This window comes from Moraxella caprae DSM 19149 (genome assembly GCF_000426885.1).
Classification (GTDB): domain Bacteria; phylum Pseudomonadota; class Gammaproteobacteria; order Pseudomonadales; family Moraxellaceae; genus Moraxella; species Moraxella caprae.
This window is the reverse complement of record NZ_AUGF01000031.1, coordinates 13,812-27,198: the sequence shown is the minus strand read 5'-3', so window position 1 is coordinate 27,198 and position 13,387 is coordinate 13,812. Positions and strand designations below refer to the sequence as shown.

Here is a 13,387-nt window from a genome sequence, read left to right as displayed (position 1 = left end):
AAACGGTTTATGATTGGTTAAAACACACCTTAATTCCAAAATTAAAGCGAAAATGCGTGATTGTCATGGACAATGCTCCTTTTCATAAAAACAAAAGAATCCAAAAGCTACTAAACAGGCATGGACATCGTTTATTGTTCTTGCCTCCTTACTCTCCTGACTTAAACCCCATTGAGTATAAATGGAGTCAAGCTAAGTCTTTAAGACAGGGCTGGATGACTGATGATCTAGATGAGCTGTTTTGGAACATGGGGGTGTGTGGTGATTTTGTGGTTTGTTGAGTGTATTATTGTGATATTGTCTGTATTTTTTGGTTATGTGTTTTTAAACCTTGAATTATCAAACCAACTGCAACACTTCATCAAGAACATTGTAGCTTTTGTAGCGGTCTGTATATAAATACCATCAGGTTTGATTTTGCTTGTAATAATCGGCATTAAAGTGTCAGTTTTGATGTCTTTGACAACAACAAAAACGTTACCGTTTCGCTTTAAAAGACCAGACACTACCAAAATAACTTTCATCAAGCCTATCTCTCCATCAAACAAGGTTTGAGCTTCAAGATTGAGATTGTATTCTATCACAAGTCTGATTTTATGTCGTCTATATCTATCGTGTTGTTGGTGGTTGTATTTTTTCTCTTAATGCTAGGCATTGTGGTTTGGGTGCATTGTCTAAAACAGCCTAAGTTAAAAACGGTTAGAGGCGATGACATGGCCGTCTGGCTGTTTGAGACAATGCCAATCATGACGGACAGTGAAGTGTTGTTTTTTAAAAATTACAGTTGGCATTGCCTGAATTTCTCATTTTTAGTCAAGTGCAACTTTCACGCATCATTAAACCAAGTGATGAAGCAGGGCAAGATCGGCGGTTTTGGTTCAATCGTGTCTGTCGCCAGAGTGTGGATTTTGTATTAATTGATAAAGACTGCCAAACAGTGTTGGTTGCCATTGAGCTGGATGATTGGACTCACGATAGTCAAGCTCGCCAAAGACAAGATGCTAAGAAGGATAAGGCGTTGTCCAGTGCAGGCATTCCCATCACGCGTTTTCATGCGGAGAAAATGCCTGGTATTGACATGTTGCGTGTTGATGTGTTAGAAGTTATTAGGCAATTTGGATGGTCTGGCAGTGATGCTTACTTGACAAAAAGAATAATAATAAGTATCATTTATTTTCTTATCCCTATCCTAACTGCCCATAGTTGCCATGCGTTTTCCATTTTGCCGATTAGTCTTATCTGTTTTCCTGTTTACTGTTCATGTTGCACATGCTGATACGCAAGATGATCGCCGTCTACAATCAGATATTAAAATACCTGACATAACACCACCTATCGACTCAGGACTGCCAATATCACCGCAGCCCGCCAACGTCATGCTTTCAGTGGATGAACAGATGCTACTGACCAACCCAACCTTACTGTCTCGAGCAATGCTTTCGGTGCTGGTGGCTAATGATGTGGCTGGAACTCAGTTATTATTGCCCATCTACCAAAAACAGCCGAGTGAAATCATTGAATCTGAAATGGTTGACTGGGGCAGTGCCGTGCTGGCAGGTGCGGAAAGCAGACATGGTCAAGCCAGCAAAATCTACCAATTTTTGCATAACCAATACCCCAATAATGATCTTTTTGCCGTTAGACTGATTCAGAGTTTGTTTGCCAATCGTCAATATCTAGAAGCCAAACAACTGCTTGCAGAGCAACCAGATTATATTGTCCGTGAAATGCGTGCCTACCAAAAAGCCTTAACAAATTTAACCAAGCCATCGGTGTATTTTTCTGGCAATGTAATTGTTGATAAAAACATTAACAATGCACCCAATCAGACCGATTTGGGTGGTGGCTGGACGGCAAACGCTGCTGAGCAAGCACATGGTGTCGCCATCAATGCAGGTATGGAAAAGAAAGTTTTACTCAAAGGTGGCATGACGCTAGAACCTTCTGTTACGATGAGTGGCAAGCTCTTTCGTGATGCTAAGCATTATAATGAAACGCAGCTTCGCCTAGGGGTCAACACTGTCAAAAACCATACTGGGGGTAGCTTATCTGTTTCGCCTTTTGTGGAGACTGCTTGGTATGCTGGTGGTAAAAAGGGTGTTAATGAATTAAAGCATTTTTCGGACACGCTGGGTGTGAGTATTGGCAGTCAAAGACAGCTTGGTAAAAAAAGCCAGCTTGCTACTAATGTTGAATTTGCCAAACATCATCATAACATCAGACATCATTTATCAGGTCATAGTGTCAGTGCCAAAGCGAGCTTTTCTACGCGTCCTAACTGGCTGGGAGAAAGTGGTTGGGTCAGTGTTGGTGCAGATTATCGACAGGCAAAAACCCGGGATAAAGATGACTCCTATACCCGTGTCGGCATACAAGGTTCAATTACCAAGCGGTGGCATGATTTCGGTGTGAGTGGCAGTTTGAATTTTTCCCAAAGACGCTATCATGGACCGATGCCGATTTTTAATCAAATACAAACAAGTGATGAGTATTTTACCAACATCAGTGTTTGGCATAATAAGCTGAGCTACTTAGGGCTAACGCCGAAATTGACTTGGCAATACCAAAAAAATGACAGCAACATCGCACTGTACAACTACGATAAAAGTCGTGTGTTCTTAGAGGTGAGTCGCCAATTTTAAAAAACTTACATCATCTTTAAAATCAGCAAGTCTTGCACGATTGATGTCGTCTTGGTTTGTTGATTTTTTGTGTCATTGTCTCAACACGGCTTTCACCAATTTTGATTCATCGTTCATCATATGATGCCAAAGGTACTAGGTGGCATGTTTGGTGTTAAGTGAATTGTATTTACAGGTTGCTTATCTTTCAAGAACATTGCACAAATTATAAAAAAGGTTTGCATTGTTAATTCTTTAATTATATAATAAGAATTGTTATTGTTATCATTCTTTGATCACTAAGATCAAATGATTGTTTGATGCTGTTTTACTGACCTTTTAAAGTAAGGAGTGGTTATGCCTAAGAGTACCAAATTTAGCCTATTGCCTTTGGCGGTGGCTGTGACTTCATTGATGCTATCAGCCTGTGGTGGTGGCAGTTTTGATAACCCAAGTACCATTGTCATCGGTCAGTCTAGGATGATTGAGAAGTCTGACCAATCAAAGAATGTCTCAACCGATAAGGCTGATGACAATGCCAATGCCAATGCTGATACTAAGAATAAAGCAGACAGTCGCCTAACCATGCCAGTGTTGGGCAGTGTTTTGGCGATTCCAAAGCGTAATCTGGCTCTTGATAAGAAAAAACTGACTCGTCTAGAAGAGCATGTGCCACTTGATGAAAATAACATCAAGACCGCTCATGCCAACCCTTTGCCAGCTTTAACCAAAGAGTTACAAGAGCGCTATAAGGATGAAAAGATACATCAGAGCGATGATAAATATAAGTTTGTAAAAGCTGGTTGGATTTTTGCTGGTTTGCGTCCTTATGAGACGATTACAACTGATGAGGATACAGACCAACCTAAGCGATATACCAAAGGCGATGGCTATCTGTACTATTATGGTGAAAATCCAACCACAGGGCTTGCCAAAGGTGTGGCAAACTATACGGGGCATTGGGATTTCGTGACTGATGTCAAGCGAATAAGAGAGTCTCCCACCAAAGAGAATACAGGTCGCCAAGCGTTCGGTGGTGGTTTAGCCTATAGGATGGACAGCGGCTTTGGTGATGAAGTCGGTGCGACCAGCTTTGCCGAGCAAGTCTTTGGTCAGGTAAGCCCAAGACAGGGCAATCATCGTGCGGTCTTTAAAGCTGATTTTGACGCAAAAAAACTGACAGGCACACTATCTACCAAGCAAAAAGCGATTGCCAGCAGTCCAGAGACCTATTTGGACCGCTATGATATTGATGCGACCATCAAGGGCAATCGATTTGTGGGTTCTGCCATCGCAAAAAATACCGAAACCAGCTTTATGAAGCCTAACTTTTTTAGTAAAAATGCCGATGACCGCCTAGAAGGTGGGTTTTATGGTGAAAACGCTGAGGAATTGGCAGGTAAGTTTTTAACCAATGATAATTCTGTCTTTGCAGTGTTTGCTGGTAAGCAGGACAACCCTGAGAAAGTTGAGAAGCTTGAGCAGGTATTTGGTGGTGCTTATGTCGAGCTGACCCAAGACAAGGCTGTCAACCCTGCACAAAAGTCACAAGTGTTATCGCTGGTGAACTTTGGTAATGTCGACCAACTGCAATTAGGTGATCATACCATCACACTCCTACCCCAAGAGGCAGGAAAAACAACGCAACAATCTGTTAAACTGCCAACAGGACAAACAGCTGTCATCACCAGTTTTGGCAGCAGTGATGGCGTTCTAAGATTGGGTTCGGTCAGTAAGACTGCCAAGACCATCGAGACGACGGCAAAAAGCAAACCCGCTGAAAATGTTAAAGTGACGAATAAAGACAAGGTTGGCGAGCCTGCCAAACCAACCGCAGAACAACTTGAAGCTGCTAAAGAAAAACTGACTGAAAAAATGGATGAGCTAAAAGCAGAGCTGACTATTCTGCTTGATTCTTACCAAAAAAATAGTCAAGATAGAGCGACCTTAAGAAAGCAAATTACTGAAAAGGTTTTATTAGGCTATAACGATGAGAGTAGTAAGAAAAATGTAGCAGAAGTCCTGCAGGATATGTTTAATAGCTTGGTGGACTCAGATGAGGAAGAAAGAGAATGGGCTGCTGATAATATTCTAGAAATGCTTGTCACAGGCGATAAATTTAACAGTGATAACTTAGAAAATTTAAAAGAGTTCTTGGTTCAGAACTCGTTGGCACAATCCGTACCGAGCCACACTCAAGATCAAATTGCTAAGGCAAAAGCCGACTTAAAAGTAAAGCTTGAAACTGAAAAACAAGAGCTAAAAGATCTCCTGGACATCTTCGCAATAGAAAACGGCAACTTCAACTTTGGTAACAATGAAGAGTCTAATGAAACTGCACAAAATCCTGCAGAAGATGACGATGAGCGTGTAAATGGTGCGACAGATAGTGCAGATGAAGTGGCGAGTGCGGATGTTGATGATTTGGAAGAACTAAAAGCAGAAGTCATCGATAAGATTAAAACTGCCTATACCAAAGACAGGCAAGATGTTATTGGCAAACAAGCTGTTACCTTGCTTGAAGAGTTGAAAAATGGTAACGAGGAAGCAAGTGGCAAGTTGGTAGCTCTGTTTGCTCAAGGTGATAAATTTAACAGTGATAACTTAGAAAATTTAACCGCTTATCTACCTGCCCTGCCTAGTACGCCGGATGCCAGCACGCCAGAGCAATCAGATGCAATCCCATTGATTGGCATTGAGGATTCTTTGACAGGTTTATACATACTGGGTCAGCGTACGCCAGCCAGTCAGATAGCCAATCAAGGTCAAGCCAGCTATCAAGGTACTTGGCATGGCAGAATCGGTCATCACTGGCAGTCGCAAGCAGGTTATGGTAAGTACGATGGCAAAGCAAATTTTGAAGTGGACTTTGGCGCCAAACAGTTGACCGGCACACTGACTGAAAAATCAGGCATTGAGCCTGCGTTTAATCTAAAAGCCACAATTAATGGCAATGGATTTAGTGGCACAGCCACCTCTCGTTCAAATGGCATCTATTTGGATGAAGGTCGTCAGCAAAACCAACAAATCCTAACAGTTGAGAGTAACAATCTGACTGGAGCATTCTATGGCGAGAATGCCAAACACTTGGGTGGGTCGTTCAGCTTTGAAAAGAATCTGAGCGATGACGAGACAGTTGTTGGTGGTGCGGTATTCTATGGCACAAAAACCACAGAAGATGAAAAGAAACAGAAGTAAGGATGAGACGATGAATTTTCGCCCAAAATATCTGCCGCTGGCCATCACAGCGATGCTGTGCAGTAACTTGCCTGCATTTGCCAATAATAATGGGGATGATCCAAGTGTTGAGCTTGAGCCGGTAAGTATCATCATCAAAAAACGCTTGCATGCCAAATCCGAAGAAGTTACTGGCCTTGGCAAAACCATTAAAACGATGGATGATTTGAATAAAAATCAAGTACTTTCCGTCAAAGATCTGGTAAAAGATGTTGCTGGTGTGGCTGTTGTTGAGCAAGGTCGTGGGGCCAGCAGTGGCTACACCATTCGTGGTATGGACAAGAACCGAGTGGCGGTCACTGTTGATGGCATCGCTCAAATCCAGTCTTATCTGACCCAAAAACGCCAGTTTGGTGATGGCAGAGAAGGCTCTGGGGCAATCAATGAGATTGAACTTGAAAATGTCAGCGGTGTACAAATCAGTCAAGGAGCGAGTGGTTCTGAGACTGGCAGTGGCGCACTAGGTGGCGCGGTGAGCTTTCGCACCAAAAGCATTGACGATGTGCTAGATGCAGACGATAATTTCTCAGCCTTTTATAAAGGTGCATACGCCAGCAAGAACAAGCAAAAAATGCACTCCGTTGGTGCGGCATTACGCCATAAAAAAGCCGATCTTTTTGTACAGTATACCGACCGTACCAAAGAGACTGTCAAGCCACATAACGACATCTATCAAACCAATTATGAAGTGTGGCGTTGGGGTGGCTCTCAGGTGGACTTTGATAAGCAGGCAATTGCATTCGAAAATGATCCAAGACGCCAATTTATCATCATCGATGAATGCCCTACCTATGTGGACAACGACCCTAGCAGTGTGGCTGGCTGTACTAAGCCAAAGCTGGACATTAAGCCTGTATTAGAGACCATGGATGCTAAAGAATACACTGGCGATAAGCGAGTATTGCCTGACCCTATGCAATATGATTCTAAATCCGTATTGATTAAGGCGGGCTTTAATCCTTCGTCTACGCAACGAGTTGAGCTTTTGACCGAAAAGACCACTCAAAATTATAACAGTCGTGATATGACCAAAACGGCCTACCACTTGGTCCCCAACCAAGGTCAAGGCAACCTGGCACAATCACCACTCGTTTATCGCGGACAAAGCTATCAAGAAGGCTATGTGACCGATGCTAAAATTGGACTTTGGACGCAAGCACAGTTTTTTGACGAAAAGCACGATAAGAGTCGTTACGGCATCAATTATCGCTATCAAAATCCTAAAGGTTTCCGCTGGTTTGATGAGTTAAATTTGAGCGTTGATAAGCAAAATGTCACCATCGATCATCTGCAAATCGAGAAATACTGTTCGCCTTATCCTACGGTTGATAGAAACTGCACACCCAGTGCGGATAAACCAAATTCTGCCGAACGCCAAAATCGTAAAGTATACAGTGAGGACCATTTGCTGTGGCGAGCAGATTTCTCCAAAAATCTGTCAGGCGACATCATCAATCATCGTCTAAACTTAGGTTTTGGCTTGGATAAATTCCGTTCCAATCTATGGATTGGCGATATTAAAGAGCGATATCATCGTTTGGACTTTAAGTTTGTAGATGACATCAAAGATTCAAATGGTAACTTTATCGAAGCCTACCGAATTAATCAGTATCAAGAAGGTACAGACATTTGCCAAGAGGCTCAGCAGTATTTGGGCGAAGCCCGCAAATGTGGCAACAGACCAATCACAGGTCATAATGCTTATGCCACCTTTAAAGATACGATTTCCATTGGAGACCTTGCGAACATTACCCTAGGTGTTCGTCATGATACCCATCGTTTTAACAGTGATGATGATTGGACTGGTACAGGCAAATATCGTAATCTATCCTACAATGGCAGTCTTGTGCTAAAACCAACCGATCATGTTGACTTGCTGTATCGCATCTCATCTGGCTATCGTGTACCAAGCTTTAAAGAGCTGTTCGGCTACCGTTTGGATGGTTTGACCAAAGAAGAAAACAGCGATCAGCATTACCGCACTAATGTTAAGCCGGAAAAGGCTCGTAACCAAGAGTTCGGTATCGCTTTCCATGGCAATCTGGGTGAGGTTACGGCCACTTACTTTGATAACCGATACAATGATCTGATTGATTTAACACTCAAAGGTGATCAGTGGGGCTATCGCAACTATCAAGATGCGCATCTGGCTGGTCATAGCATTCAAGCTAAGGCCTATCTTGGTGAGCTTTGGGATAAGTTGCCTGTGGGGCTGACTGCATCTGCCAACTATCTAAAAACCAAAGTTAAAGATAACCACATCAAAGAGGGTTTTGAGTACGGTTCTGGCTACTTTCTAGATACCATCTCACCTACTCGTTATGCTTTATCGCTTGATTACACTGCTGATAGCGATAAGTGGGGCTTCGGTGCGACTTGGATTTTTAGCGATGCTAAAAAAGACAACGAATTGACCACATTGGTCGCATCACCGAGTGGCACCTATGAAAAAGTTGCCACTAAGGTTAATAGTAAGGCTTGGAGAACGCTAGATTTGTCGGCATTTTATCAACCAACTGATAAGTTGACCGTAAGAGCTGGTATCAATAATGTCTTTAATTATCGATATAGCCCATGGGAGTCTTTGCGTCAGACTTCAGTTGTCTCTGGTAATCAGCATACCCAAGGATTGCCCAGCCAATATGCTGCCAGCGGTCGCAACTTTGTATTGTCTTTACAGGCTAAGTTCTAAAAGAGTCAATAAAAAACGCACTTCAACAGTGCGTTTTTCAATGAAAGTCATGAATGTTGCCTGCGTCCAAACAAACCAATACGCCGTGTCCAATCACACGACCAGTAACTATTAGGTTGGTTGTAATGCCAGCCAATCTCTAGGCTTTAAATAAAAGTCGGTCAGTTCAAATTCAGGCGTGCCTACTTCAGGCTCATAGCGATACGACCAACTGGCTAGCGGCGGCATGGATGCCAGAATCGATTCGGTGCGTTCATTTGACTGTAGTCCAAATATTGTCCCACGGTCATAGACCAAATTGTACTCAACATACCGCCCACGGCGATACAGCTGAAACTCTCGCTCGCTTTGGGTGTAGGGGGTGTGTTTGTTATTCTCAAAAATCGGTACGATCCCATCAAGATAGCCTTGCCCCACCGCTTGCATAAAGGCAAAGCATTTGTCAAAATCCCAGCCTTGGGTTTTGGTATTGGCATCATCATAAAACAGACCGCCCACGCCACGGCATTCGCCACGGTGCTTTAAGAAAAATAATCATCGCACCATTGTTTGAAAGTTGGATAGACATCATCGCCAAAAGGCTGACAAAGGGTGTGGGCGGTTTTGTGCCAATGTAGCACATCGGACAATTTGGGATAAAAGGGTTCAAATCAAACCCACCACCAAACCACCAAATCGGCTCGCCCCCATCTTTGAGCATGGCAACAAACAGGCGGACGTTGACGTGGCTTGTGGGGATGTGGGGTTTTTGGGTGAATGACAAGCGACACGCCCATCGCCTGAGCGGACGCCCCTGCAAGCTCTGGATAACGCTCGGACGTTGATGGGGGCAATTTGTTGATATGAATGTAGCTAAACATCACACCGCCTTTTTCGATGACTTGACCGTCCGACAGCACGCACGAGCGACCGCCACCGCCTTCTTGGCGTTCCCAAACATCGGGAACAAAGCGAACATCGCTTTTGCCATCGATACCGCCTGTGTGTTCTTAGTGTTCTAGGGTGGTGCAAATGCGTTCTTGTAATGCCAACAGATAGTCTCGGATGGCGGTAATTTAGGTGGTGCTAACGTCTGTCATGGAAGCTCCTAGATAGTTGCGAAGTTAGATTTTTGGGCTAATTTTAACCTCACTGGGGATAAAATGCCCCATTCTTGCCCCTTTAATCGCCAAATATTCGGCATTAAACTGATTAACCCCCACCAACAACGGCACTCGCTCCACCACATCAATCCCCAATTCTTGCAGGTAGGCAAGTTTGTTTGGATTATTGGTCAAAAGTTTGGCTTTGGTAATGCCAACGTGTTTTAGCATAATCTCACACATCTCATAGGTGCGTGCGTCCGCTGGCAAGCCAAGCATAAGGTTAGCATCTAGCGTGTCATGCCCTTGGTCTTGTAGGGCGTAGGCTCGGATTTTGTTCACCAGTCCAATGCCACGCCCTTCTTGGCGTAGATACAAAATTGCCCCACAGCCATGAGCCTGTATCATTTGCATGGCGGTGTTGAGCTGGGGGCCACAGTCGCATTTTAATGAGCCAAAAGCATCCCCTGTCAGACACTCAGAATGAATGCGAATGAGTGGGATTTTGTCGGGGTCGGTGGACGGCAAGCCGACACTTAGTAAGACGTGTTCTTGACCGTGTTCATTTTCAAATGCATGAATGATAAAATCTCCATGCACGGTAGGCAGATTGGCTTTGCTGATAAATTGGTACAAAATTTTCCCCAAAAATGCAAATTTTTAAAAGTATTGTGGATTATTTGTGAATTAAATGGTGCTACTATGGCAAATTAAAAGGCTATCTTGTAAAATAAGCCTCTGATTCAAGTTTGGCGTTGCCATTGCCAAGTTTGGCATTATACCGCAAAAATTGTTATAACTTAACATAACTTTTTAAAGACAACTTTTAAAAAATTAAAATCTGGAACACTAGCCCCATGCCAACTTCTGCCCACGCACCACGCACCTTCACGCACCTGCCCACGTCTCGCCCCACGACACCGCTTTTGGATAAGGTTAGCTTGCCCAAAGATTTAAAGGCATTAAGCACCGATGAGCTGTGCCAATTATCGGACGAACTCCGTGAATATTTGCTTTACTCGGTCGGTCAAAGTGGTGGGCATTTTGGGGCAAATTTGGGCGTGGTAGAGCTGACGGTCGCCCTGCACGCCAGTTATGATACACCTTATGATAAGCTCGTGTGGGACGTGGGTCATCAGGCGTACGCTCACAAGGTGCTGACAGGTCGGCGTGATAAGCTGGTGCGTATCCGTGCCAAAGGCGGTCTGACGGCATTTCCCGAGCGGAGCGAGAGCGAGTACGACACCTTTGGCGTGGGGCATAGCTCTACGTCTATATCGGCAGGGCTTGGCATGAGTCTTGCCAGTCGTATCAAGGGCGAAAAACGCAAGGTCGTGGCGGTCATCGGAGACGGGGCGATGACGGGGGGCATGGCGTTTGAAGCGATGAATGATGCGGTGCAACAAAATGCCGATTTGACGGTGGTGCTAAACGATAATGACATGTCAATCTCGCAAGCCATTGGTGGGTTTAGTCGCCATTTGGCACGGCTGTGGCAACGTGGGCTTGCCTTTGACATTGACAAACACGGCAATATCCTCATGATAAAGCGTGAGATTGGCCCTGATGACAGACGGGTTCGCCACTATTTGCATATGGCAAATGGGGCAAAAGAAACCCTAGAAAAAATCCCTGCCAAACTGGGCGGTAATCTTGTGCAAAATATCGGTGGCTTGTTTGGTAAAAACGCTCCGCCCATGCCCTTGTCGGACAAAATCGCCGAAAAAGTGCATGACCATATTTTCCCTGATAATCTATTTAAGGCGATTGGTTTCACCTACCTTGGACCTTTTGATGGACATGATTTGCCAAAACTTTTGCAAGTGTTCGAACGTGCCAAACAGTTAAAAGGGGCGGTGTTGATTCATGTGCATACGGTCAAGGGCAAGGGCTTTTTGCCTGCCGAAGCTGACCCCATTACTTATCATGCCATTGGCAAACTACCCAAAAATGAGTTGCCAAAAAGTGAGTTGCCGACAACAGACAAAACGGACAATGCCCCTAAAGCCAAAAAATATTCAGACGTTTTTGGCGACTGGCTTATGGACAACGGAGCTGACCCCCACATGGTCGCCATTACCCCTGCCATGTGCGAAGGCTCGGGCATGGTAGCATTCGCCAAGGCGTATCCTACCAAGTTTTTTGATGTGGCGATTGCCGAACAGCACGCCGTAACCTTAGCAGGGGGCATGGCGACAGGCGGATTAAAGCCTGTGGTGGCGATTTATTCTACCTTTTTACAACGGGGCTATGACCAATTTGTCCATGATGTCGCCTTACAAAACTTAGACGTAACTTTTGCCATAGACCGAGCGGGGCTTGTAGGTGAAGACGGGGCGACTCATGCAGGCGTGTTTGATTTGGCGTATTTACGCTGTGTGCCAAATGTGGTGATTGCCACGCCAAGCGATGAACATGAGTGTTATCATCTGTTGAATGCTTGTTATAATTATCGAGGCACGTCTGCCATTCGCTATCCTAGGGGCGTGGGCGTGGGGCGACAGATTATTAAAGATGATGAAAAATTTGTCATCGGCAAGGCAAAAATCGTATGGCGGACGGATAATTTTACGGACAAATCAGACAAAAAAGAGACAGGCAAAAAAATCACCGTTCTTGCCTTTGGTACACGCCTAAGCGACAGCCTATCGGCAAGCCAAACGTTCGCCCAAACGACAGACACGCCCATCATGGTGGTGGATATGCGGTGGATCAAGCCACTTGATAATGAGCTGATAGACGAGCTTATCGGGCAGGGCGTTACGCATTTTATCACGGTAGAAGAGCATCAGCGTATGGGCGGAGCGGGTTCTGCGGTGGGCGAGTATCTGGCAAGTTTGGGCTATGGTGGTCGGCTTTTGCAGATTGGCATCGATGATGTGTTTGTCGCTCATGGCAGTCATGATGAGCAGTTGGCGGAGTGTGGGCTGGATAAGGGTGGGATTTTGGCGAGATTGTCTAGCCTTGATATTGATAAATAATGGAATTTGACATATACTAATGTCATATACACTTATGGGAGAATGCCATGCAAACCAGTGTTTTTTTTAATAATCGCACCCAAGCGGTTCGCATTCCTGCCAAATTTCGCTTTGATGACGATATCAAAGCCGTCATGATTAGAAAAGTGGGCAATGAGCGGATTTTGACCCCAATTGATGGTGTATGGGACAGCTTTTTTTTGAGTGATGAGCGAGCGAGTGATGATTTTATGGCAAACCGCCCGACCATGCCAAAAAGCGAGCGATTGACTTTTGACTGATAACTAGGACGAATATGTTTAGTTTTATGCTGGATACCAATATCTGCATTTATGTGATAAAAGAACGCCCCATAAAAGCATTAAACAAATTCAATCAATATGCAGGGCGGATTTGCGTAAGCAGTATCGTGGCAAGCGAGTTGTATTTTGGGGCGTACAACAGCCAATTTATGGATAAAAATCTACATCAAGTCGAAGATTTTTTATCACGTTTGACGGTGCTTGATTATACCGCAGAATGCTCGCCCCATTACGGCGAGATTTGTGCCGATTTGACCAAGCAGGGCAAGCTTATTAGTGAAAATGACATTTATATCGCCTCTCATGCACGGGCATTGGGGCTGACCTTGATTACCAATAATACCGATGAATTTAAACGAGTGTCAGGGCTTAGGGTTGATAATTGGGCGATTTGATTTATTAAATTTGGCATAATTTGGTTAAATGTCTTTTATGCCTAACAAACTTGATACTTGCCACGCCTTTATATCCA

Annotated in this window: 9 protein-coding genes and 2 pseudogenes; 8 read left to right on the top strand and 3 right to left on the bottom strand. The window is 44.3% G+C overall.

The window, feature by feature from the left end:
- A partial coding sequence (locus K941_RS15350) for a transposase (RefSeq protein WP_036387983.1) occupies nucleotides 1-281 on the top strand: 281 nt, incomplete at its 5' end.
- A 79-nt stretch (nucleotides 282-360) separates the two neighbouring features.
- On the opposite strand, the pseudogene K941_RS18120 reads toward K941_RS15350, so the two are convergent.
- Nucleotides 361-506 (bottom strand): annotated as a pseudogene (locus K941_RS18120) (IS1595 family transposase); the annotation flags it as partial.
- 284 nt (nucleotides 507-790) lie between these two features.
- Between K941_RS18120 and K941_RS15340 the strand changes: the two are divergent.
- The 4 genes from K941_RS15340 (at nucleotide 791) to K941_RS0108830 (ending at nucleotide 8,550) form a co-directional block, all read left to right on the top strand.
- The gene (locus K941_RS15340; RefSeq protein WP_228130392.1) at nucleotides 791-1,276 is read left to right on the top strand and encodes a DUF2726 domain-containing protein; all 486 of its coding nucleotides are present in this window, start codon (nucleotides 791-793) and stop codon (nucleotides 1,274-1,276) included.
- A gap of 100 nt (nucleotides 1,277-1,376) precedes the next feature.
- On the top strand, nucleotides 1,377-2,642 hold the full coding sequence (locus tag K941_RS0108840; RefSeq protein WP_029103339.1) for a porin family protein: 1,266 nt from the start codon (nucleotides 1,377-1,379) through the stop codon (nucleotides 2,640-2,642).
- A 336-nt stretch (nucleotides 2,643-2,978) separates the two neighbouring features.
- The gene (locus tag K941_RS0108835; RefSeq protein ID WP_029103338.1) at nucleotides 2,979-5,819 is read left to right on the top strand and encodes a transferrin-binding protein-like solute binding protein; all 2,841 of its coding nucleotides are present in this window, start codon (nucleotides 2,979-2,981) and stop codon (nucleotides 5,817-5,819) included.
- Nucleotides 5,746-8,550: a lactoferrin/transferrin family TonB-dependent receptor gene (locus K941_RS0108830; RefSeq protein WP_084137726.1), complete on the top strand. Its 2,805-nt coding sequence runs from the start codon at nucleotides 5,746-5,748 to the stop codon at nucleotides 8,548-8,550. Before K941_RS0108835 ends, K941_RS0108830 begins: the two co-directional genes overlap by 74 nt.
- 111 nt (nucleotides 8,551-8,661) lie before the next feature.
- Here the strand turns inward: K941_RS0108830 and hemF are convergent.
- Together hemF and ribA are read right to left on the bottom strand one after the other, a co-directional pair.
- Nucleotides 8,662-9,605, bottom strand: a pseudogene (hemF, locus tag K941_RS15335) (oxygen-dependent coproporphyrinogen oxidase).
- A gap of 48 nt (nucleotides 9,606-9,653) precedes the next feature.
- Entirely contained in the window at nucleotides 9,654-10,271 is a 618-nt protein-coding gene (ribA, locus tag K941_RS0108820) for a GTP cyclohydrolase II (RefSeq protein ID WP_036387981.1), read from the bottom strand.
- A gap of 218 nt (nucleotides 10,272-10,489) precedes the next feature.
- Here ribA and K941_RS0108815 point away from each other — a divergent pair, with 218 nt between their 5' ends.
- Genes K941_RS0108815 through vapC form a run of 3 tightly spaced genes read left to right on the top strand, consistent with a single transcriptional unit; the run spans nucleotide 10,490 to nucleotide 13,310 of the window.
- Nucleotides 10,490-12,613: a 1-deoxy-D-xylulose-5-phosphate synthase gene (locus K941_RS0108815; protein ID WP_029103335.1), complete on the top strand. Its 2,124-nt coding sequence runs from the start codon at nucleotides 10,490-10,492 to the stop codon at nucleotides 12,611-12,613.
- 47 nt (nucleotides 12,614-12,660) lie between these two features.
- On the top strand, nucleotides 12,661-12,894 hold the full coding sequence (gene vapB / locus K941_RS0108810; RefSeq protein ID WP_029103334.1) for a type II toxin-antitoxin system VapB family antitoxin: 234 nt from the start codon (nucleotides 12,661-12,663) through the stop codon (nucleotides 12,892-12,894).
- 14 nt (nucleotides 12,895-12,908) lie between these two features.
- Nucleotides 12,909-13,310 (top strand): type II toxin-antitoxin system tRNA(fMet)-specific endonuclease VapC, encoded by a 402-nt coding sequence (vapC, locus tag K941_RS0108805; RefSeq protein WP_029103333.1) that lies wholly within the window; start codon nucleotides 12,909-12,911, stop codon nucleotides 13,308-13,310.
- Nucleotides 13,311-13,387 lie beyond the last annotated feature (77 nt).